Source organism: Nocardioides jiangsuensis (assembly GCF_019679455.1).
GTDB lineage: Bacteria > Actinomycetota > Actinomycetes > Propionibacteriales > Nocardioidaceae > Nocardioides_C > Nocardioides_C jiangsuensis.
Map to the genome: position 1 here is coordinate 826,764 of NZ_JAIEZQ010000002.1, position 21,519 is coordinate 848,282.

General features: G+C 72.6%; 21 protein-coding genes. 12 read left to right on the forward strand and 9 right to left on the reverse strand.

All coding sequences use genetic code 11. The annotated features are described in order from the left end of the window. Nucleotides 1-10: 10 nt before the first annotated feature. Entirely contained in the window at nucleotides 11-1,936 is a 1,926-nt protein-coding gene (locus K1X13_RS12545; protein WP_221025373.1) for an Ig-like domain-containing protein, read from the reverse strand. 92 nt (nucleotides 1,937-2,028) lie between these two features. Here K1X13_RS12545 and K1X13_RS12550 point away from each other — a divergent pair, with 92 nt between their 5' ends. Further along, nucleotides 2,029-2,649: a histidine phosphatase family protein gene (locus K1X13_RS12550; RefSeq protein WP_221025374.1), complete on the forward strand. Its 621-nt coding sequence runs from the start codon at nucleotides 2,029-2,031 to the stop codon at nucleotides 2,647-2,649. Here K1X13_RS12550 and K1X13_RS12555 read toward each other — a convergent pair. Both K1X13_RS12555 and K1X13_RS12560 read right to left on the reverse strand, forming a co-directional pair. Beyond that, entirely contained in the window at nucleotides 2,632-3,186 is a 555-nt protein-coding gene (locus K1X13_RS12555) for a hypothetical protein (RefSeq protein WP_221025375.1), read from the reverse strand. The genes K1X13_RS12550 and K1X13_RS12555 overlap by 18 nt on opposite strands. Nucleotides 3,187-3,188: 2 nt before the next feature. Continuing rightward, on the reverse strand, nucleotides 3,189-5,057 hold the full coding sequence (locus K1X13_RS12560; RefSeq protein WP_221025376.1) for a right-handed parallel beta-helix repeat-containing protein: 1,869 nt from the start codon (nucleotides 5,055-5,057) through the stop codon (nucleotides 3,189-3,191). Nucleotides 5,058-5,180: 123 nt separating this feature from the next. On the opposite strand from K1X13_RS12560, the gene K1X13_RS12565 reads away from it, so the two are divergent. After that, nucleotides 5,181-5,804, forward strand: a complete 624-nt coding sequence (locus K1X13_RS12565; protein ID WP_221025377.1) for a hypothetical protein — start codon at nucleotides 5,181-5,183, stop codon at nucleotides 5,802-5,804. A 36-nt stretch (nucleotides 5,805-5,840) separates the two neighbouring features. After that, nucleotides 5,841-6,761 carry an FAD-dependent oxidoreductase gene (locus K1X13_RS12570; RefSeq protein ID WP_221025378.1) on the forward strand — a complete coding sequence of 307 codons (921 nt, stop codon included), beginning with the start codon at nucleotides 5,841-5,843 and terminating at the stop codon, nucleotides 6,759-6,761. 76 nt (nucleotides 6,762-6,837) lie between these two features. On the opposite strand, the gene nucS is transcribed toward K1X13_RS12570, so the two are convergent. Then, nucleotides 6,838-7,512: an endonuclease NucS gene (gene nucS, locus K1X13_RS12575; protein WP_221025379.1), complete on the reverse strand. Its 675-nt coding sequence runs from the start codon at nucleotides 7,510-7,512 to the stop codon at nucleotides 6,838-6,840. 113 nt (nucleotides 7,513-7,625) lie between these two features. On the opposite strand from nucS, the gene K1X13_RS12580 reads away from it, so the two are divergent. Continuing rightward, entirely contained in the window at nucleotides 7,626-9,416 is a 1,791-nt protein-coding gene (locus K1X13_RS12580; protein WP_221025380.1) for a 3-hydroxyacyl-CoA dehydrogenase family protein, read from the forward strand. Between the two features lie 24 nt (nucleotides 9,417-9,440). On the opposite strand, the gene K1X13_RS12585 is transcribed toward K1X13_RS12580, so the two are convergent. Beyond that, a complete protein-coding gene (locus K1X13_RS12585) occupies nucleotides 9,441-10,004 on the reverse strand; it encodes a DinB family protein (RefSeq protein ID WP_221025381.1) in 564 nt (187 codons plus the stop codon). Nucleotides 10,005-10,048: 44 nt separating this feature from the next. Here K1X13_RS12585 and K1X13_RS12590 point away from each other — a divergent pair, with 44 nt between their 5' ends. Then, entirely contained in the window at nucleotides 10,049-10,276 is a 228-nt protein-coding gene (locus tag K1X13_RS12590; protein ID WP_221026122.1) for an Rv1322 family protein, read from the forward strand. 96 nt (nucleotides 10,277-10,372) lie between these two features. Then, nucleotides 10,373-11,170 (forward strand): alpha/beta hydrolase, encoded by a 798-nt coding sequence (locus K1X13_RS12595; RefSeq protein WP_225914970.1) that lies wholly within the window; start codon nucleotides 10,373-10,375, stop codon nucleotides 11,168-11,170. A 53-nt stretch (nucleotides 11,171-11,223) separates the two neighbouring features. Here the strand turns inward: K1X13_RS12595 and K1X13_RS12600 are convergent, their stop codons facing one another. From K1X13_RS12600 to mce, 4 genes are all read right to left on the reverse strand, one after another. Continuing rightward, a complete protein-coding gene (locus K1X13_RS12600; protein WP_308249537.1) occupies nucleotides 11,224-12,534 on the reverse strand; it encodes an AI-2E family transporter in 1,311 nt (436 codons plus the stop codon). Further along, nucleotides 12,531-13,736, reverse strand: coding sequence for a coiled-coil domain-containing protein (locus K1X13_RS12605; protein ID WP_221025383.1), 1,206 nt, complete (start codon nucleotides 13,734-13,736; stop codon nucleotides 12,531-12,533). Before K1X13_RS12605 ends, K1X13_RS12600 begins: the two co-directional genes overlap by 4 nt. A gap of 220 nt (nucleotides 13,737-13,956) precedes the next feature. Continuing rightward, complete coding sequence (ccrA, locus tag K1X13_RS12610; RefSeq protein ID WP_221025384.1) at nucleotides 13,957-15,294, reverse strand: crotonyl-CoA carboxylase/reductase; 1,338 nt, start codon at nucleotides 15,292-15,294, stop codon at nucleotides 13,957-13,959. Between the two features lie 105 nt (nucleotides 15,295-15,399). After that, nucleotides 15,400-15,861, reverse strand: coding sequence for a methylmalonyl-CoA epimerase (mce, locus tag K1X13_RS12615; RefSeq protein ID WP_221025385.1), 462 nt, complete (start codon nucleotides 15,859-15,861; stop codon nucleotides 15,400-15,402). 144 nt (nucleotides 15,862-16,005) lie between these two features. Between mce and K1X13_RS12620 the strand changes: the two genes are divergently transcribed. From K1X13_RS12620 to icmA, 6 genes are all read left to right on the forward strand, one after another. Next, a complete protein-coding gene (locus K1X13_RS12620; protein ID WP_221025386.1) occupies nucleotides 16,006-17,196 on the forward strand; it encodes an acetyl-CoA C-acetyltransferase in 1,191 nt (396 codons plus the stop codon). Continuing rightward, a complete protein-coding gene (gene meaB, locus K1X13_RS12625; RefSeq protein WP_221025387.1) occupies nucleotides 17,193-18,233 on the forward strand; it encodes a methylmalonyl Co-A mutase-associated GTPase MeaB in 1,041 nt (346 codons plus the stop codon). Before K1X13_RS12620 ends, meaB begins: the two co-directional genes overlap by 4 nt. Before the next feature lie 127 nt (nucleotides 18,234-18,360). Next, nucleotides 18,361-18,516, forward strand: coding sequence for a hypothetical protein (locus K1X13_RS12630; protein ID WP_221025388.1), 156 nt, complete (start codon nucleotides 18,361-18,363; stop codon nucleotides 18,514-18,516). A gap of 12 nt (nucleotides 18,517-18,528) precedes the next feature. Further along, complete coding sequence (locus K1X13_RS12635; protein WP_221025389.1) at nucleotides 18,529-19,071, forward strand: PH domain-containing protein; 543 nt, start codon at nucleotides 18,529-18,531, stop codon at nucleotides 19,069-19,071. Between the two features lie 106 nt (nucleotides 19,072-19,177). Then, nucleotides 19,178-19,693 (forward strand): MarR family winged helix-turn-helix transcriptional regulator, encoded by a 516-nt coding sequence (locus K1X13_RS12640; protein WP_308249538.1) that lies wholly within the window; start codon nucleotides 19,178-19,180, stop codon nucleotides 19,691-19,693. A 63-nt stretch (nucleotides 19,694-19,756) separates the two neighbouring features. Beyond that, on the forward strand, nucleotides 19,757-21,517 hold the full coding sequence (icmA, locus tag K1X13_RS12645) for a coenzyme B12-dependent isobutyryl-CoA mutase large subunit (RefSeq protein WP_221025390.1): 1,761 nt from the start codon (nucleotides 19,757-19,759) through the stop codon (nucleotides 21,515-21,517). Nucleotides 21,518-21,519 lie beyond the last annotated feature (2 nt).

Here is a 21,519-nt window from a genome sequence, read left to right on the forward strand (position 1 = left end):
GGCCGGTCGCTCAGCCGCTGGGCGTGGGCGCCTCGAGCGTCACCACGACCGGGGCCGAGCGGCCGCGCTGCCCGTCCGCGTCGTCCGCGACGACCCGCAGGGTGTGGCTGCCCGGCGGCCACCCGGTCGTCTCCCAGGTCAGCGCGTACGGCGCCGTCCGGCTCGCGTCCACGGCATACCCGTCGACGAGCAGCGTGACCTTCTCCACGGCGGACCCGGTCTCGGCGTTCGGGTCGACCTCGATGCTCACCGGCACGGCCTCGCCGACGAGGGCGACGTCGTCGTCGTCGGGCGCGGTGATGCGCACGACCGGGCCGGGAGCGAGCGGCGTGACCGCTGCCGACCGCGTCCCGGCCGAGGTGCCCACCCGGTTCCGTGCGCGGACCGCGACGGTGTAGCTCCGCGCCGGGTCGAGGCCGTCCAGCACGGCGCGGCGGACCAGGCCGCCGACCGTGTCGACGCGGACCGTGGTCGCCGCCAGCCCGGGTGTCCGTACGGTCAGCTGGTAGCCGGTGATGATCGAGCCGTTGTCGAGCGGCTTGGCCCAGGTCACCCGCGCGCCGCCGACGGTCGGCCGGGCGGTCACCGACGGGGGCGCGTCCGGCGCCGCCGGTGCGGGCGCGGCGTAGTCCACCGTCACCCGTGCCCCCGCGCGGCCCTCGGTGACGGTGGTGAACCGGATCCCCTCGGGGCTGGTCCAGCTGCTGCGGGCAGGGAGCCGGGTGCGCTCCCACTCGGTGTACGCCCGCCCGCCCGCGAACCCGGTGCCGCTCCCGGGCATCAGGTCGAGCAGCTCGGGCTCGGCGGTGCCGGCCCGGACCCGGAGGACCACGCCGTGCGCGCCCGGGGCGAAGGCGGCGTCCCGGCCGTACCGGGTCCGGTACTCCAGCCAGTAGGCCCGCAGCCCGCCCGTGCGCACCCGCAGCGCCTTGAGACCCGGGCCGGTGGTCTCGTACGGCGCCAGGGTGCGGGTGGCGTCGGAGCCGAGCACGGCCAGGTCCTGCAACCAGCCGAGCTGCTCCTTGTACACGGCCTGGAGGTGCCCGCCGCCACGGTTGCCCATCACGTCGAACGGGTCGCCGTACGGGATGCTCGCGCAGTGCGACGACCAGGTGACCGGGTCGCCCCCGCTGCGGCACTCGCGGGCATGGGCGTGCTCGAGGCCGAGGTTGTGGCCCTGCTCGTGCACCGCGACGTCGTACCGCGTGGACCCGAACAGCCACACGTGCTTGCCCGGGAGCGAGCCGAGCCCGAGCATCCCGCCGCCGTCACAGGGCAGGTAGAGCAGGTAGCGGGAGTAGGCAGCGAGCCGGTGCCCCGCCCGTCGCGCGGCCGTCTCGGCCCGGTCCATCGACGTGTGCGCCGACCCGGTGCAGTCGCTCGGACGCTTGATCCGCAGCCAGGAGGTGACCGTCCCGGAGACGGTGTAGCGGCCGTGCGAGACCTCCTCGAACCAAGACCGGCCCTGGCCCACGAAGGCGGACCTGGCCGCGGCGGCGGACGGCCTGCTCGGCCGGGTGGCGCCCCAGTAGGCCCGCATCACCAGCAGCCGGTCGGAGCGCGGCGCTGCGGCCGCGGCGGTCAGGCGCCGCGCGTCGGGGAGCGCGCGCAGGGAGGTGGCCGTGACGGTACCCGCGGCGAGGTGTCCCTCGACCGCGACGTGCGTGCCGGGCGCCGGGGCGCGAAGGCCGGCCAGGTCGAGCCAGAGGGTCCGCCGCTCGGTGCGCAGGGCGTGCAGGACGTGCTCGCCCGCCTCGCCGACCGCGGACATCCGCAGGTAGGTGCCCTCCAGGGTGACGGTCCGGCCGGGCGTGGACGCGGTCGCCGGGGACGAGGTCGCGGGGACCGCGAGCGGGAGTCCGAGCAGCCCGGCGAGCAGACACCCGAGCAGCGAGAGCAGGAGCGGGGAGCGCGGGCTCCCGGCCGGTACGGACATGGACGACCTCCTCAGGGACAGTGTCCGCCGAACCGGCACAAAAAGGTGGTTCCGGGCGGATGTCTCTCTCCGGACGGGGCTAGGTTGGCCCCATGGCGGACCTTCAGTGCGCGGCCACGCTCTACGTCGCCCGGCACGCCGAGGCGGAGTACGAGTCCGCCCTGCTCAGCGACTGCGGAGGCAGCCTCACCCCGCGGGGACGCGAGCAGGCCCGCGCGCTCGGGGTGTCGCTGCGCGATGCCCGGATCGCGGTCGTGCACACCAGCCCGATGGCGCGGGCGGTGCAGACCGCCGAGATCGCGGCCGCCGTGCTCGGCGTCGGGGTGCAGGTCCGGGAGGGGCTGCGCGAGTTCTCGGTGGGGGAGCACCACGGCAAGGAGTACGACGCGGCGCTGTTCGACCCGACGTTCACGCGCTGGCTGGCGGGCGACCTGGCCGCCACGGTGCCTGGAGGGGAGTCGGGCGCCGAGGTGGTCGGCCGCATGCGCGAGGAGATCGAGCTGATGGCCGACCTGTACCGCGGGGAGAGCGTGCTCGTGGTCAGCCATGGCGGTGCCATGTGCGCGGCGCTCCCGCAGCTGTCGCGGAACCTGCCCGGGGACTACCCGGCGGGCCGGCCGCTGGGCAACTGCGACGTCGTCGAGGCGGCCGTCGACGCGGACGGGCTGGTCGTGCGGGCCTGGGCGGGGGAGCGGTCAGCCGGGTGGGCGTGAGGAGGCGGTCGCCCGGGGACAGGACGCCTCGCGCGGCGAGCCGGTGTGCACCTCCTCGGGCAACGTCACGCGCACCGCGTCCGCGAGCACCCCGGCCCGGACCACGCGCAGGGCCACTTTGGTCGCGAAGCTCCCGGCTCGCGCCGACAGCGTCTCGCAGGCGTGCATCAGCAGGCTGACCTCGACCCGGGTCCGCTCCCCGGCGGGGATGGTGAACTCGCGTCGGCCGTCCGCGTCGGTCACCCCGGTGTAGCGGAACAGCCGGGGCTCGACGTCGGTGGCCGCGAGCCCGGTCACCGTCACCGGCACCCGCCCGTCGTTCGAGAGCACGAACGAGTAGACCAGGGTCGCCCGGTCGTCGTACCGGACCTGGCGGATGGTACGGCCGCCGACGCGGAAGACCGCGGACGCCTCGGTGCCGCGCACCTGGGTCGGGCCGTGCGCGGCCAGGACCGGGTCGGTGCTCGCCGTGGCCACGCCCGCTCCCGCGGCGAGCAGGAGCAGGACGGCGAGGGCGACGAGCGCCCGGCGCGGCACGGTCAGCCCCGCCCGCCCGCGGCGAGGGAGCGGCGCCGTACCGTGCCCAGGCCGAGCACGAGCGCCCCGGCGATCCCGGCGAGCGCGAGCGGCACCCCTCCGGCCGGTCCGGAGCCGCTCCCGGCGGGCGCGGCGACGGCGTCGTCGAGCGGGGCGTCGGAGCGCTCGCTCGGGCGCTGCGGGCTGTCGAACCACGCGCAGCCCGGCGGGTGCCGGAAGTTCTCGTCGTTGCGGTCGTACTGGCTGCAGCTGAGGAAACCGGCGTCCTTGACCGGCGCGCCCGGGACGAACCGCGAGCCGCCGTCCGCGCAGCGACCCGGGTCGACCAGGAAGTTGTCGGTCGCGGTGCCGTGCGAGGAGCGGTTGTCCTGCCAGCAGTTGCCGACGCCCTGGTCGTCCCACCAGTGGTCGAGGCCGTTGTGCCGCACCGCGCCGTCGGGCCGGATCCCCAGCACGTTGGCGAAGGTCCGGTTGCCGTTGGAGGTGTCGTAGAGCTTCGCGGGGTCCATCTCGTCGCGCAGCGGCGAGGGCACCCAGAACTGCATGGTGCCGTAGCGCCAGTTGCCGTAGATCCGGTTGTGGTCGGTGGAGTTGAAGTTGCCGCCGGCGATCAGCACGCCGGTGCCGACCGGGGTCGGGACCACCGGGCACACCGTGCCCCGGAGGTAGCCGCGCTCCTCCATCGGCCTCGCGCACACCCCGGTGTCGACGTACCGCTCGTAGTAGTTCTCGTTGTTGTCGTAGATCAGGTTGCTGCTCCACCGGGCGTGGTCCTGGGGGAGGCCCGGGTGGCCGGGGAAGAGCGAGTCCGTCGCGATCCCGGTCGCGTTGTCGTAGAAGCGGTTGTGGTGCGCCCACACCGAGTTGCCCGCCGTGCCGGAGTAGCCCAGCGTGTTGTCGTGGCTGCGGTTGCGCCGGATCTCGATGGAGTACCGGGTCGGCGTGAACTCCTCGTTGTCGGCGTTGACGTCCGACGCCGAGCCGGGGTAGATGCCCGAGTCGCCGTTGTAGTAGGCGTCGACCCGCTGGATCAGCCCGTGGTCGCTGGCGAACGCGAGGACGCCGTACTCGTCGTTGCCGCGGGCCACGACCCGGTCCACGACGAAGCCGTCGGTCTCGAGGACGTAGAGCGCGTTGAACTCCGCCTGCTGCACGGTGAAGTTGCGGAAGTAGACCCCGCCGGCCCGGTCGGCGCGGATCGCGTTGAGCTTGGCGAACCGGTTGTCGATCAGCACGTCGCGGCGGGAGGCGCCGGTGCCGACCAGCTGCGTGCCGCAGAACCGGCTGTCGCAGTCGATGGACCGGTTCCCGGGGGTGCCGTCGCCGAAGATCGTGATCAGGTTGAGGTTGTGCGGGCAGCGCACCTGGTCGGAGTAGGCCAGCGCGACGGGGCCCGCGTCGCCGCTCCCGCTGTCGGGGGAGGAGAGACTGCCGATGTACTGCGAGACGTCCACCGGGTCGTCGGAGCGGGTGCCGAGGTTGGCGCAGTACGACGACGTCGGCCGGTTCGCCCAGCGGCGCTCGGAGTAGACGCCGGGGAGCACGTAGACCGAGGTGCGCGGTCGCGCGATGCTGTTCACCGCGGTCTGGATCGACCCGAACCGGCACTCCTCGAGCAGCGCGCGGTTGCGGCGCTCGAGCGCGCCGGGCTGCATCCGGTCGATCCGCCTCGCGCTGTCGGGGCGGCAGACCACCCGGTGCCGCGGGTTGTCGAGGCCGAGGAACTCCGGGCGCCTCCCGCTGCCGTCGGGGAACGAGGCCTCGCGCTCCTCGTGGGCGCTGGCCGAGGGGAGCGCACCTCCTCCGCCGAGCAGCAGCCCGGCCAGCAGCGCGACGAGGACGAGGACGACGTGCGGGCGTGATCTACGCATCAGGACACCTCCGATGTCCCATGCAACGAGTTCTAGTGACGGAGGTTACGCGCGGGCGGCGCGGCTAGGGTCGGGGTGACGGGGGGGTACGCCGCCCACGCCGCCGTTCCGAGGAGGGTCCGCATGCGCGTCGCCCGGGTGTGGCTGGTCCGGCCGCTCGTCCTCGCGGCGCTGCTGCTCGGCCCGCTGGCCGGGTGCGGCACGACCTCCGGCACGCAGGACGCGCCCACGGCTCCGGCCGCGACCCCGGCGGTCGGTGGGCCGACGAGCCGGCCGGTGCCCGCCCCCACGACCGGGATGGACCTGCTCGAGCTGGCCGTGGCCGCTCGGCTCCGGCGCGAGCTCGCCGGGCAGGGGCTGACCCTGGACCACCTGGACTGCCCGCCGTGGCGCGGGCGCGAGAACGCGGTGGTGCGCTGCACCGGCTACCTCGACGGCCTGGTCGGGACCGTCCGCGTGTCGCTGTCCCGCTCCCCGTCGGGGACGGTGGAGTTCGACGCCCGCCTCGAGGACGGGGTGGTCGCCACGCAGAACCTGGTCCGCCGGCTGGAGGCGGAGGGGTGGACCGGGGTCGACTGCGGGGACCGGGCCGCCTACCGCGCCGAGGTCGGGGCGCAGATCGTGTGCGCCGGGCACGGGCCGGCCGCCGCCGACGGGGCGGGCGCCGCAGGCCCCGGGGCCGCGACGTCGTACGTGGTCGCCACCGTCACCGACGAGTCCGGCGCGGTGGAGATCCGGGCCTGGTGAGACCCGGCCCGGGGCGAGTTCGGGCAGACTCTCCCCATGGCACGGGTGATCGTGATCGGAGCGGGCGTGGTCGGGCTGTCCTGTGCGCTGCGTGTGCTGCAGACCGGGCACCACGTGGACGTGGTCGCGCGCGACCTGCCGCTGGAGACCACCTCGGCGACCGCGGCCGCGCTCTGGTACCCCTACCGGGCCTTCCCCTACGAGCGCGTGTCGGCGTGGTCGGCGACCTCGTTCACCGAGTTCGAGCGGCTCGCCGCCGACGAGGACACCGGGGTGGCGATGGTCGAGGGGACCGAGCTGCACCGCAGCCGGACGTCCGACCCGTGGTGGTCCGCCGCCGTCCCCGCCCTCACCCGGGTGCGCGCGATGCCGGCGCCGTACGTCGACGGCTGGTCGTTCCGGGCGCCGGTCGTCGAGATGCCGGTCTACCTGCGCTGGCTGTCCGGCCAGGTCGTCGAGGCCGGCGGCACGATCACCCGGATGGCGCTCGGCGGGCTGCCGGACCAGGCCGAGGTGGTGGTCAACGCCAGCGGCCTCGGCGCGCGGCTGATCGGGTCCGACCCCTCGGTGCTCCCGGTGCGCGGCCAGGTGGTCCATGTCGAGCAGTTCGGCCTCGACCGGTGGTGGCTCGACGGGGCCGGGCCGACGTACGTGGTGCCGCGCTCGAAGGACGTCGTGGTGGGCGGCACCGACGAGGAGGGGGAGTGGAGCCGTACGCCGGACCCGGCGACCGCCGCGCGGATCCTGGAGCGGGCGAGCCTGCTGGTCCCCGAGCTGGCGAAGGCGCGGGTGCTGCGGCACAGGGTGGGCCTGCGTCCCGCCCGGCCGCGGGTGCGCCTGGAGGAGGAGCGCTGCGGGGACGCCCGGGTCGTCCACTGCTACGGGCACGGCGGAGCCGGGGTCACGCTCTCCTGGGGCTGCGCCGACGAGGTGGCCGCCCTGGTCGGCCCGGCCTGAGGCAGCGCCGCCGGTCGTCCGTACCAGCGTGCGCCGGGGCGCGCGCTCCTACGGACGACCCCGAGCGGAGGTCGGGTCAGAACAGGCGGGCGCTCGGGTCGTCCATGCCGCGCAGCGCGTCGTAGTCCACGACCGCGCAGGTGATCCCGCGGTCGGTGGCGAGCACGCGGGCCTGCGGCTTGATCTCCTGCGCGGCGAAGATCCCGCGCACCGGGCGGAGCTTGGGGTCGCGGTTGAGGAGCTCGAGGTAGCGGGTCAGCTGCTCCACGCCGTCGATCTCGCCGCGCCGCTTGATCTCCACGGCGACCGAGGCGCCCCGGGCGTCGCGGCACATGAGGTCGACCGGGCCGATCGCGGTCGGGTACTCCCGTCGTACCAGCGTCAGCCCCTCGGCCAGCGTGGCGGGGTGCTCGGCGAGCAGCTCCTGGAGGTGCTTCTCGACGCCGTCCTTCTGCAGGCCGGGGTCGACGCCGAGGTCGTGCACGGTGTCGTGGTGGACGACCTCGAGCAGGATCCGCAGCGTGTCGTCGTCCTTGCCGGTGACGGTCCACTCGACCACGCCGTCGTCGTTGGTGCCCTCGACCACCCTGCACGGCGGCGACATCCAGTTCAGCGGCTTGTAGGAGCCGCCGTCGGAGTGGATGAGCACCGACCCGTCGTTCTTGACCAGGATCAGCCGGGTGGCCATCGGCAGGTGGGCGGTGAGACGGCCGGCGTAGTCGACCTGGCAGTTCGCGATAACAAGGCGCACGGAGTGGGAGGTTACCTGCTCCACGGGCTCCGGTCCGGACCACGCCCTCGGGGTTGCCGGCGGGTGAACTTCGTCACGGCACGAACGGCGGCGCCCGTGCCATGATTCGGCCCATGACGAGCACTGGACGCGACTTCTCCACCATCGGCGTGATCGGCCTCGGCACCATGGGTGCCGGCATCGCCGAGGTGTTCGCCCGCAACGGCTACCAGGTGGTCGGCGTCGAGCTGACCGAGGAGTCCCTCGAGCGCGGGCGCCAGCACGTCCAGCACTCGACCGACCGCGCGGTCAAGCGCGGGAAGCTGAGCGAGGACGAGCAGACCGCGCTGGTCGGCGCGATCACCTTCACCACGAACATCGCCGACGCGAAGGACTGCCAGCTGGTCGTCGAGGCGATCGTCGAGCAGCTGCCCGTCAAGCAGGCGCTGTTCCGCACCCTCGACGGCATCGTCGCCCCCGACGCGATCCTGGCCACGAACACCTCCTCGCTGTCGGTCACCGAGATCTCCACCGCGACCTCGCGTCCCGGGCGGGTCGTCGGTCTCCACTTCTTCAACCCCGCCCCGGTGCAGAACCTCGTCGAGATCATCCGCACCGTGGTGACCGAGCCCGACGTCCTCGACGACGTCGCCGCGCTGGCCCGCTCGCTCGACAAGACCCCGGTGATCTGCGGCGACAAGGCCGGCTTCATCGCCAACGCGCTGCTGTTCGGCTACCTCAACCACGCCGTGGCGATGTACGAGGCCCACTACGCCAGCCGCGAGGACATCGACGCCGCGATGCGCTTCGGCTGCGGCTACCCGATGGGCCCGCTCGCGCTGCTCGACCTGATCGGGCTCGACACCGCCTACGAGATCCTCGACACGATGTACAAGCAGGGCCGCGACCGGCTGCACGCGCCCGCGCCGATCCTCAAGCAGATGGTGACCGCCGGGATGCTCGGGCGGAAGACCGGCCGCGGCTTCTACACCTACGAGGCCCCCGACAGCCCGGTCGTCGTCGCCGACGCGCTGACCCCCTCGCCGGACTCGGCCCCCAGACTGCGCCATGACGTCCGCCGGGTCGGCGTGGTCGGCACCGGGACGATGGCCGGCGGCATCGTCGAGGTGTTCGCCAAGGCCGGGTACGACGTCACCTACGTCGGCCGCAGCCAGGAGAAGGTCGACGGCGTGCGCGCCACGATCGCCAAGTCGCTCGAGAAGGCGATCCAGCGCGGCCGGCTCGAGGAGTCCGCGCGGGACGGCGTCCTCGCCCGGCTCACCGGCAGCACCCGCCTCGACGACCTCGCCGAGGTGGACATCGTGGTCGAGGCGATCGCCGAGGACCTCACCGTGAAGACCGCGCTGTTCGAGAACCTCGACGAGATCTGCAAGCCCGGCGCGATCCTGGCGACCACGACCTCCTCGCTCCCGGTGATCGCCCTGGCCGGGGCCACCCGGCGCCCGCAGCACGTCATCGGCATGCACTTCTTCAACCCGGCGCCGGTGATGAAGCTCGTCGAGGTGGTCTCGACCGTCAGCACGGCTGACGAGGTCGCGGAGACCGTCCGGGCGCTCTGCGCCTCGGTGGGCAAGGTCGCGGTCTCGTGCGGCGACCGGGCCGGGTTCATCGTCAACGCGCTGCTGTTCCCCTACCTCAACGACGCGGTCAAGATGCTCCAGGCGCACTACGCGAGCGCCGACGACATCGACACCGCGATGAAGTACGGCTGTGCGTTGCCGATGGGTCCGTTCGAGCTGCTCGACGTGGTCGGCAACGACGTGTCGCTGGCGATCCAGCGCGAGCTCTACCTGGAGTTCCGCGAGCCCGGCTTCGCTCCGGCGCCGCTGCTCGAGCACCTGGTCACCGCCGGCTACCTCGGCCGCAAGACCCAGCGCGGGTTCCGCGACTACACCGCCCGCTGACCGCTCTCGTCCGCCGGGCCCGGCTCAGCCGGCCCGGTGGGCGTAGAGGTCGCGCAGCAGCGCGACCTCGGCTCCGTGGTGGATCAGCTCGCGGTTGATGTGCAGCACGAGCGCCGCCATCGGCGCCGCCGCCCACGGCCCCTCGGCGGGCCCGCACGGCTCGCGCAGCCCGTCGGCGCCGAGACCCCGGACCCCCTCGGTCCACCGTGCGTACTCCTCGTCGAGCTGGGCGAGCGCCCGGTCGGCCGAGCCGGCGTACTCGAACGCCTGGTAGTCCGTGGCAGGCCGCCCGAAGTGGCCGGCGTTGCGCATCGCGAGCACGCCGACGACGACGTGGGCCAGCCGCCAGGCGATCGTCGTGACGGGCGCCGGCTCCGGCTCCGGGAACGCGAAGTCCACCGTGAACGCGCCGCTGCCGGCCTGCACGGGCGCGGTCCCCGTGCCGCGCGGCCGCACGCTCCAGCAGTCGGGGACCGGCTCCCAGAAGTACTCCTCGTCGCCGAGCCCGTCGAGCCGCGGGCGCAGCTGGCCGTGCCAGTGCTGCTCGATCTGGTCGAGCAGCAGGGGGCCGAGGTCGGTCGTCGTCATGCCCCCAGTCTGCTGGCTGGGGGCCGGGCCGGAGAATAGTCGTCATGACGACGATCCAGGTCTGGCGGGGCGAGGAGTACGAGGTCCGCGCGGTCACCGGCTCCGCGGCGACCAAGCCCTACCGCTGCCCGGGCTGCGACCAGATGATCCGTCCCGCGACCCCACACACGGTCGCCTGGCCGGTCGTGCCGTCGATGTTCTCCGCCTCGGGGCTCGACGAGCGCCGGCACTGGCACAGCCCCTGCTGGAAGGCGCGCGACCGCCGCCGCTGACCCGCCGAGGCGGGTCCTCCCGCTCGCCCGTGCCCGTGGCGCCGGGAGCAGGACCCTCGCAGCCCAGCGTGCGGCGGGTCGGCGAGAATGGGCGACATGGCTGCGATCCGTGCGAACTCCGTCCTCCCCGCCCGCCGCGAGGCGATCACGCTGCACACCGCGGACGGGCTCGAGCTCGTCGGTGAGATCGCCCTGCCGCTGGACCGGGAGCCCGTCGCGACGATCGTCTGCCTGCACCCGCTGCCCACCCACGGCGGGATGATGGACAGCCACGTGTTCCGCAAGGCGGCCTTCCGCCTCCCCGCCCTCGCCGGGGTCGCCGTGCTGCGCTTCAACACCCGGGGCACGTCGAGCGCGCAGGGGACCAGCCAGGGCGAGTTCGACCATGCGCGGGGGGAGGCGTACGACGTCGCCGCGGCCATCGAGTACGCCGAGTTCCACGACCTGCCCGACATCTGGGTCGTCGGCTGGTCGTTCGGCACCGACCTCACGCTGATGCACGGCAACGACCCCGCCGTGAAGGGCGCGATCCTGCTCTCGCCCCCGCTGCGGTTCTCCGACGTGGAGCACCTCGAGGCGTGGGCCGAGTCCGGCAAGCCGCTGACCGCGCTGGTGCCGGAGCACGACGACTACCTGCAGCCGCCCGAGGCCGAGGAGCGGTTCGCGATCGTCCCGCAGGCCGAGGTGGTCGGGGTCGAGGGTGCCAAGCACCTGTGGGTCGGCGACGCCGAGACGGTGCTCGACGAGATCGTCCGCCGGGTCGCGCCGGAGACCGCCGTACCCCTGCCCCGGGAGTGGGAGGGCGCGATGGAGACCGCGGACACCAGCGCCTACAACGACAAGAACCTCGCCGCGTTCAAGGACGTGCCCGTGCCCGGACCCCAGGCGGACTGACCGGGCGCAGACGCGAGAGGACCCCGGACCGACGGTCCGGGGTCCTCCCTCGTTCAGCGGACGTCCTGCCGTCGCAGGAACACCTCTTTCACGATCAGCTGGATCGCCGCGGCGGTGGGGATCGCCAGCAGCGCCCCCACGACGCCGAGCAGACCGGCGCCGACGAGCGCCGCGACCACGATCAACGAGCCCGGGATGTCGACCGAGCGGGCCATCACCCGCGGGTAGATCACGTAGTTCTCGAACTGCTGGTAGAGGACGTAGAACACCAGGCAGGCCAGGCCGATCTTCGGGTCGGTGGCGAAGCCGATCGCGGTGACGATGACCGCGCCGAGGGTGGCCCCGATCATCGGGATCACGTCGAGCAGGGCGACCACGACGGCCAGCGCGACGGCGTACTCCCCGAGGCCGACGATGATCAGGAAGATCATCGAGGAAACCCCGGCGCAGAGCGCGACCACGAAGGCGCCGGAGACGTACCCGCCGACGTTGGCGAGGATCTGGTCGCCGAGGTAGGTGACCCGCTCGCGGCGGCTGGCCGGCGCGAACCGGTAGGCGAACCGCTTGATCTTGGGCAGCGTGGCCAGGAAGTAGAGCATCAGCACGATCACGATGAACGTGTTGGCGATCGCCGAGAGCACCGCGAGCCCGACGCCGACGACGCCGCCGAAGACGGTGTTGGCCCACTTGCCGTCCTTGAGCGTCTGCTCGGCGCGGTCGAGGATGCCGTACTGCTCGTTGAGGCTCTGCACCGTGCGGTTGTTCTGCAGCTGCTTGAACCAGTCGGGCGCGCGCTCGCTGATCGTGCTGACCTGGTCGCTGATCACCGGCACCATCGAGATCACGAAGCCGGCGATCGCCAGGAGGACGCCGACGATCACGATCAGCACCGCGACCGGCCGCTTGACGCCCTTGCGGATGAAGAGCTCGACGAGCGGGTTGAGGCCCACCGCGAGGAACATCGCGACCACGAGCAGCATCAGCACCGACGTGATCGACAGGATCTGCTGGCCCAGCCAGATCGCGATGAGCGCCCCCACCGCACCGGTGAAGCCCATGTAGAAGGGCGAGTGCCGCTTCAAGGGCTTCCCGGGCGCACCGTAGGATTCGCTCGACTCGTCGTCGGGGGTCCGGTCGACCAGGAAGTCCTTGGACTGTTCCTCGGCGGTGAGCTGTCGCTGCTGCGCCTGGACGGCGGCCCGCTCCGCGGTGGTCGCGGAGTCGTCGGCCTCGCCCGCCGCGTGCTCGGCGGACTCGGCGGCCTCCGTGGCCTCCTCCTGGGCGTGCTCGGCGGACTCGGCGGCCTCCTCGGCCTCGTGGACCTCCTCCTCGAGTCGCTCGATCTTGTCCTCGGCGTTGGTCACTGGGGCGCGGGGCCCGTCTGCTCGTCCTCGTCCTCGTCGGCGTCCGCGGCCGGGGCGGCGGTGCGGGGCTCGGCCGGGTCGGCGAACCCGGCGACGACGTCACGCAGCGCGCCGAGCTGGGCCACGATCGCGTCGCGCCGCTTCTGCACGCGGTCGACCTCGGCCCGGATCGCGAGGAGCTCGCGCTCGGCGTCGGCCTGCCCGGCCGAGGTGTAGCCGTTGGCCTGGGTCTGTGCGGAGGCGACGATCTGCTCGGCCTCGCGGCGCGCGCGGGTGAGCAGGCGCTCGGCCTCGTTCTGGGCGTGGTCGCGGTGGGCGGTGGCCTGCGAGATCGCCTCGCGGGCACGCTGCTCCGCGGCGTTGGCGCGGTCCTCCGCCTCCTGCACGAGCCGGGCGGTCTCCGAGGTGGCGTTGGTGTGGTGCTCGGCCGCCTCCCGGGTGAGCCGCTCCTTCTCGACGGCGAGGGTACGCCGCGCCTCCTGCACCTCGCGGTCGGCGGCGGCACGGGCCTGCTCGGCCTCGCGGCGCGCGCTCGTGCGCAGGGTGTTGGTCTCCTGCTCCGCGGCGAGCCGGTGCTGCTCGGCCTCGCGGCGGGCGCTGGCGAGGATGTCCTCGGCCTCGCCGCGTGCCAGCGCACGGTCCTGCTCGGCGTCCGCGAGCATCCGGCTGCGGGTCTCCTCGAGCTCCTTGAGCTGGACGATCTTCATGTCCTCGGCGTCGCGCGAGGCCTCCGCGCGCATCCGCTCGGCGTCGCGCTGGGCGTGCCGGCGCAGCTCGTCGGCCTGGATCCGGGCCTGGCCGAGGACCTCGTCGGCCTGCTCCTCGGCGAGCCGGAGCATCTCGCTGGCGCGCCCGCCGAGCCCGGCGTACGACGGGGCCTCGTTCTCGGCGACCTGGGTCTTCAGGTCCGCGACCTGCTTCTCGAGCTGCTTCAGCCGCGCCTTGGCGTCGTTCAGGCTGGCGGTCAGGCCGGCCTTCTCGCCCGCCAGCGTGTGGAGGTGCCGGTCCACGGCGGTCTGGTCGTAGCCGCGGCGGACCACGGGGAAGGCGTTCGCTCCGCTGCCGGCGGCGCCCGCGGATCCACTCCCGCTGCCGCCGACGGCGGAGAAGACCTGGGTGGCGTCGTCGCCAGAGCCACCGGATCTCCTGGAGCTGTTGGAAGAGTCGTCGTCGAAGATGGACAGGCCCGATCGGTCGTTCATGCCGTTTTCCTTACTTCCCCTGTGTCATTCGTTACCTGCAGCCTAAGTCTGTCGGACGCGTCGAGGTAAACCCGTCAGGCGCGTGTGGGCCGGACCGATTTGCTCATCACACGGGTGTGCCCAGGCGCGCCGACCTCAACCGCGCTCCGTCGGGGAGGGCGGTCCGTACGTGCAGAACCGCCGGGTGAAGGGTCGCCCGGCGGTCCTGGTCGGTGGGGGGTCAGACGCCCCGGAAGCGGTTGATCGCGTCGAGGTGCTTGGCCCGCATGGCCTCGTCGCGCACACCGAGGCCCTCCTCGGGGGCCAGGCAGAGCACGCCGACCTTGCCCTGGTGCTGGTTGCGGTGCACGTCGAGCGCGGCCTGGCCGACCTGCTCCATCGGGTAGGTCCGCGACAGCGTCGGGTGGACCAGGCCCTTGGCGATGAGCCGGTTGGCCTCCCAGGCCTCGCGGTAGTTCGCGAAGTGCGAGCCGATGATCCGCTTGAGGTGCATCCACAGGTAGCGGTTGTCGTACTGGTGCATGAAGCCGCTGGTGGACGCGCAGGTCACGATCGTGCCGCCCTTGCGGGCCGCGAACACCGAGGCCCCGAAGGTCTCGCGGCCGGGGTGCTCGAAGACGATGTCGGGGTCCTCGCCGCCGGTGAGCTCACGGATCTTCGCGCCGAACCGGCGCCACTCCTTGGGGTCCTGGGTGTGCTCGTCCTTCCAGAACCGGTAGTCCTCCTCGCTCCGGTTGATGATCAGCTCCGCGCCCATCGAGCGGCAGATGTCCGCCTTGTCCTGGGAGGAGACCACGCAGATCGGGGTGGCGCCGCCGTTGAGGGCGAACTGCGTGGCGTAACCGCCGAGGCCGCCGCTGGCGCCCCAGATCAGCACGTTGTCGCCCTGCTTCATGCCGGCGCCGTTGCGGCTGACCAGCTGGCGGTAGGCGGTGGAGTTGACCAGACCGGGGCTGGCCGCCTCCTCCCAGGTGAGGTGGGCGGGCTTCGGCATCAGCTGGTTGGCCTTGACCAGGGCCACCTCGGCGAGCCCGCCGAAGTTGGTCTCGAAGCCCCAGATCCGCTGCTCGGGGTCCAGCATCGTGTCGTTGTGGCCGTCGGGGCTCTCCAGCTCCACCGAGAGGCAGTGCGCGACGACCTCGGTGCCGGGCTTCCAGGAGTGCACGCCGGGGCCGGTGGCGAGCACGACGCCGGCGAGGTCGGAGCCCACCACGTGGTAGGGCCGGTCGTGCTTGGCCGCCAGGGGAGAGGTGCGCCCGTAGCGCTCGAGGAAGCCGAAGGTCGCCATCGGCTCGAAGATCGAGGTCCACACGGTGTTGTAGTTGATCGCGCTGGCCATCACCGCGACCAGGGCCTCGCCGGGGCCGAGCTCGGGCAGCTCCACGTCCTCCACGTGCAGGGACTTTCGGGGGTCCTTGTCGCGGCTCGCGAGCCCCTCGAACATGTCGACCTCGTCCTTGTGGACCGTCACGGCCTTGTAGGACTGCGGGATCTCGAGGGCGGCGAAGTCCTCCGCCGCGGTGTCGCCGGCGAGGATGGCGTCGAGGATCTGTTTCACGGGAGCTCCTGGTGAATGGCACGGCCGCGCGGGCCCGGGTGGAACGGGTCGCTCGGAATCTACCGACGGGTAACCAAGCGTGTCAGCCCTCTGTGACCTACTTCTCTAGACCGGTCGGGCCTGGGCCGGCTCGACGAGCTCGACGAGCACGCCGCCGGCGTCCTTCGGGTGCACGAAGTTGACCCGGGAGTTCGAGGTGCCGCGCCGCGGGGTGTCGTACAGCAGCCGCAGGCCGCGCTCGCGCAGGATCGCGGAGACCTGCTCCACGTCGGTCACCCGGTAGGCGAGCTGCTGCAGCCCGGGCCCGGAGCGGTCGAGGAACTTGGCGATCGTGGATCTCTCGTCCAGCGGGGCCAGCAGCTGGATGCAGGAGCCGGAGTCGCCGACGCCGACCATGGCCTCGCGGACGCCCTGCTCCTCGTTGGTCTCCTCGTGCAGCACCCGCATGCCGAGCTTCTCGCGGTAGAACGCGATCGCCTCGTCGAGGTCGGGTACCGCCACCCCGACGTGGTCGATGCAGGTGAACAGGTGCTCGGGTACGACGGTCTCGCCGGCTGGGTTCGTCATGAGCCACATCGTCGTACGGCGGCGCCCCGGCCGCGAGGGACTGTGACCTGTCAGACACCGGCAACCGGAGCCCGCCCCTCCCTCCGGGCCGGGGTTCGTGGGTATCGTCGCGATCACATCTAGTGATTCGCTGCAGGAGGCGTCATGTCGGGATCCGTAATCGTTGCCGGTGCTCGCACCCCCATCGGACGCCTGTTGGGGGGACTCAAGGACCAGTCCGCCGCGGACCTCGGCGGTGTCGCGATCAAGGGCGCCCTGGAGAAGGCCGGCGTGTCCGGTGACCAGGTCGAGTACGTGATCATGGGCCAGGTCATCCAGGCCGGCGCCGGGCAGATCACCGCCCGCCAGGCCGCGGTCAAGGGCGGCGTCCCCATGAGCATCCCGGCGATCACCATCAACAAGGTGTGCCTCTCGGGGATCAACGCGATCGCGCTGGCCGACCAGCTGATCCGCGCCGGCGAGCACGACATCGTCGTCGCCGGCGGCATGGAGTCGATGACCCAGGCCCCGCACCTGCTGCCGAAGTCCCGCGAGGGCTTCAAGTACGGCGACACGACGCTGGTCGACTCGATGGCCTACGACGCGCTCTACGACCAGTTCACCGACCAGCCGATGGGCGGGCTCACCGAGTCCTGCAACGCCGCCGCCGCGCAGCTGAGCCGTGCGGAGCAGGACGAGTTCTCGGCCCGCTCCCACCAGCGTGCCGCCGAGGCCTGGAAGAACGGCCTCTTCGACGACGAGGTCGTCCCGGTCGAGATCCCGCAGCGCCGCGGCGAGCCGGTCGTGGTCTCCCAGGACGAGGGGATCCGCGGCGACACCACCGCCGAGTCGCTCGGCAAGCTGCGCCCCGCCTTCTCCAAGGACGGCACGATCACGGCCGGCTCGGCCTCGCAGATCTCCGACGGCGCCTGCGCGGTCGTGGTGATGAGCAAGGCCAAGGCCGAGGAGCTCGGCCTGGAGTGGCTCGCCGAGATCGGCGCCTCCGGCCAGGTGGCCGGCCCCGACTCCACCCTGCAGATGCAGCCCGCAAACGCGATCGCCAAGGCCTGCGAGAAGGAGGGCATCGCGCCCTCGGACCTCGACCTGGTCGAGATCAACGAGGCGTTCGCCGCGGTCGGCATCGTGTCCGGGCGCGAGCTCGGCCTCTCCGACGACAAGGTCAACGTCAACGGCGGCGCCATCGCGGTCGGCCACCCGGTCGGCATGTCCGGCGCCCGGATCGTGCTGCACCTCGCCCTCGAGCTGAAGCGTCGCGGCGGCGGGACCGGCGCTGCCGCCCTGTGCGGTGGCGGCGGCCAGGGTGACGCACTGATCGTGCGCGTGCCGTCTGCATGAGCGACGAGAACCCGAGCACGGCCCCCACGGGGCAGGCACCGGTGAACCGGGGCGGGCGGCGCAGGTCGGCCGCCTCGGTCCCGGACCTGGTGGAGAAGGCGCGCACCGGTGACGCGCGGGCGGTCGCCCGGCTGATCTCGCTGGTCGAGGACGCCTCCCCGCTGCTGCGCGAGGTGATGGCCGGCCTGGCGCCGTACACCGGGAACGCCCAGATCGTCGGCATCACCGGCTCGCCCGGCGTCGGCAAGTCCACCTCGACCTCGGCCCTGGTCACGGCGCTGCGTGCGTCCGGCAAGCGCGTCGGCGTGCTCGCGGTGGACCCCTCGTCGCCGTTCTCCGGCGGCGCGCTGCTCGGCGACCGGATCCGGATGCAGGAGCACGCCACCGACCCGGACGTCTACATCCGGTCGATGGCGTCCCGCGGCCACCTGGGCGGGCTGTCCTGGTCCACCCCGCAGGCGCTGCGCGTGCTCGACGCCGCCGGCTGCGACGTGGTGCTCGTGGAGACCGTGGGCGTGGGCCAGAGCGAGGTCGAGATCGCCGGGCTCGCCGACACCACGCTGGTGCTGCTGGCGCCGGGCATGGGCGACGGGATCCAGGCCGCGAAGGCCGGCATCCTCGAGATCGGCGACGTCTACGTGGTGAACAAGGCCGACCGGGACGGCGCGGAGCAGGTCCGCCGCGACCTGCGCAACATGATCGCGCTCGCGGAGCGGTCCGAGGACGCGTGGAGGCCGCCGATCGCGCTGACCGTCGCGCAGACCGGGCAGGGCGTCGAGGAGGTGGTCGAGGCGATCGACGCCCACCGCACGTGGATGGAGTCCTCGGGTGAGCTCGAGCGGCGCCGGATGCGCCGGGCGCGCGACGAGATCGAGGCGATCGCGGTCACCGCCCTGCGGGCCCGGTGGGGCGACGTGCACGCGCGGACCGAGCTCGACGACCTCGCCGAGCAGGTGGCGGCCGGCAAGTCCGACCCCTACCGCGCGGCCGACTCGCTGCTCGACTCGTTCACCGAGCTCGACTCGGCGACCCCCTGAGCACGGGCCGGGGCAGGCCCGGGCCCGCGCGCCTCCCACACCTCGGGAGCCGGGGTTGGTATCAATTCCTGGTGCAGGTGCTGCTTCGGCCTGCCGTCATGTCTATCCACTCGGGACGGAGAGCACGATGAAGAAGGTCCTGATCGGTCTCGTGGTCGCCTTCGCGTTGTTCTACCTCGTGACGCAGCCCGTCGATGCCGCCGATGCCATCAAGGGCGCCGCGGACGCCGTCGGGGTCGCCTTCGAGGCCCTGATCAAGTTCCTCACCGCGCTGTTCCGCTGAGGGCGGGACACCGTGGCCGGCCCGCTGTGGCGCACCTTCGCCGACCCGAGGATCGGCCGGCACCTCCTGCGTGAGGAGGGCGAGGTGATCGTCGACGAGGTGCACCACCACTGGGTCGTCTACATCAGGCCCGCGCTGGAGATGGTGCTCGCGCTCGCGCTGGTCGTGCTCGGCGTGTTCTCCCGGGTTGACATCGCCTGGCTGCCGTGGCTGGTCGCGATCGGGATCTCCCTGCACGCCGGCTGGCGCGCGCTGACCGAGCACATGGACCGCTTCGTGATCACGAACATGCGGGTCTTCCGCGTGCGCGGCGTCCTCTCGCAGCGGCTGGCGACGATGCCGCTCGGCCGGATCCTCGACATCTCGGTGGAGAAGCCGTTCCGCGGCCGGCTGCTCGGCTACGGCCACTTCGTCTTCGAGTCCGCGGCCCAGGAGCAGGGGCTGCGCGACATCCGGTACGTCGGCCGCCCCGACGAGCGCGACCTGGTCATCCAGCGGGTCGTCGCGCGTGCCGGCCTCCGCGGCCGCGCCACACACACGTTCGACGGCCGCTGACGGCGTCCTCGCCGAACCGGCCGCGACGCACGGTGCGGCAGGGGAGACCCGCGAGCCCGCGCCGGTCGGACCCGCTCCGGGTCGGGGATCGACTAGGGTCGCCGCCGTGACCGACAAGCAGGCGCGGCCGGCGAAGAAGCTGCCGTTCGACCCGATCGACGAGGCCGCCCGGCAGTGGGGGCTGCGCTGGGACGCCGTCGACCAGATGCACGCGGTCACGTCCTTGATGCGGGTGCAGCAGATCGTCCTCGCCCAGCTCGACGACATCCTCAAGCCGCACGGCCTGACCTTCGCCCGCTACGAGGCGCTGGTGCTGCTCACCTTCTCCCGGGCGGGGTCGCTGCCGCTGGGGAAGATGGGGGAGCGGCTGCAGGTGCACCCCACCTCGGTCACCTCGATCGTCGACCGGCTGGAGGCGGCCGGCCTGGTCGTACGGCGGCGGCACCCGGAGGACGGGCGGGCCGTGCTGGCCGAGATCACCGAGGCCGGACGGGCCCTCGTCGAGGCGGCCACGGCCGACCTGGTCGAGGCCCGGTTCGCCCTGGCCGACATGGGGTCCGCGGAGCTGCGCGAGCTCTCCGAGCTGCTCCGGCCCGTGCGCCGCGACGCCGGCGACTTCTAGACCTCTGCGCACCACGCCCCGGCTCCGGTCGACAGAGATAGTTGGACGTCCTACTATTTTCGTATGACCCAGGACACGCCGCAGAAGGACGCCCGACTCCGCTGGCAGGAGCGCTACGAGAGGTCGCGGGTCCGCGAGGCGGACTTCACCACGGTGTCCGGCATGGAGGTCGACCCGGCCTACGGGCCCGTGGACGCGGCCGCCGAGGCGGCGTACCCGAACTTCGAGAGCATCGGCTGGCCCGGCGAGTTCCCGTTCACGCGCGGCCTGTACCCCACCGGCTACCGCGGCCGGACCTGGACCATCCGGCAGTTCGCCGGCTTCGGCAACGCCCAGCAGACCAACGAGCGCTACAAGATGATCCTGGGCCGCGGCGGCGGCGGTCTCTCGGTCGCCTTCGACATGCCGACGCTGATGGGTCGCGACTCCGACGACCCGAAGAGCCTCGGCGAGGTGGGCCACTGCGGCGTCGCCATCGACACCGCCGCCGACATGGACGTCCTGTTCGACCAGATCCCGCTCGCCGACGTGACCACGTCGATGACGATCTCCGGGCCCGCGGTGCCGATCTTCTGCATGATGCTCGTGGCCGCGGAGCGCCAGGGCACCGACCCCGGCGTGCTCAACGGCACCCTGCAGACCGACATCTTCAAGGAGTACATCGCCCAGAAGGAGTGGCTGTTCGGCCCCGAGCCGCACCTGCGCCTGATCGGCGACCTGATGGAGTACTGCGCCGAGAAGATCCCGGACTACAAGCCGCTCTCGGTCTCCGGCTACCACATCCGCGAGGCCGGCTCGACGGCCGCGCAGGAGCTCGCGTACACGCTCGCCGACGGCTTCGGGTACGTCGAGCTCGGGCTGTCCCGCGGCCTCGACGTGGACACCTTCGCCCCGGGCCTGTCGTTCTTCTTCGACAGCCACGTGGACTTCTTCGAGGAGATCGCGAAGTTCCGCGCCGCCCGCCGGATCTGGGCCCGCTGGCTGCGCGACGTCTACGGGGCCACGACCGAGAAGGCGCAGTGGCTGCGCTTCCACACCCAGACCGCGGGCGTCTCGCTGACGGCCCAGCAGCCCTACAACAACGTGGTCCGCACCGGCATCGAGGCGCTCGCCGCGGTGCTCGGCGGCACGAACTCCCTGCACACCAACGCCCTCGACGAGACGCTGGCGCTGCCGAGCGAGCAGGCCGCCGAGATCGCGCTGCGCACCCAGCAGGTGATCATGGAGGAGACCGGCGTGGTCAACGTCGCCGACCCGCTCGGGGGCTCCTGGTACGTCGAGGCGCTCACCGACAAGATCGAGGCCGAGGCCGAGCGGATCTTCGACCAGATCCTCGCGATGGGTGGCTCCACGCTGACCAGCGGCGACACCGAGGCGCTCGCCGAGCAGGTGCGGCAGAGCGTCGGCGACGCCGAGAACGGCGTGTGGCCGATGACCCGCGGCATCCTGCGCGGGATCGAGGACGGCTGGTTCATGGGTGAGATCGCCGAGGCCGCCTTCCAGTACCAGGTGGCCCTCGAGAAGGGCGACAAGAAGATCGTCGGCGTGAACTGCCACGAGGAGTCGGTGACCCACCAGCTCGAGATCCTCCGGGTCTCCCACGAGGTCGAGGTGGAGCAGGTCCGCGCCCTCGGCGCCCGCAAGGCCGAGCGCGACCATGCCGCGGTCGAGGCGGCCCTGGCCCGGCTCGTGGACGTCTCCCGCACCGACGAGAACATGATCCCGGCGATGCTCGACGCCTGCCGCGTGGAGGCCACCCTGGGCGAGATCTGCGACGCGCTCCGCGCCGAGTGGGGCGAGTACCGCGAGCCCGCCCGGTTCTGAGC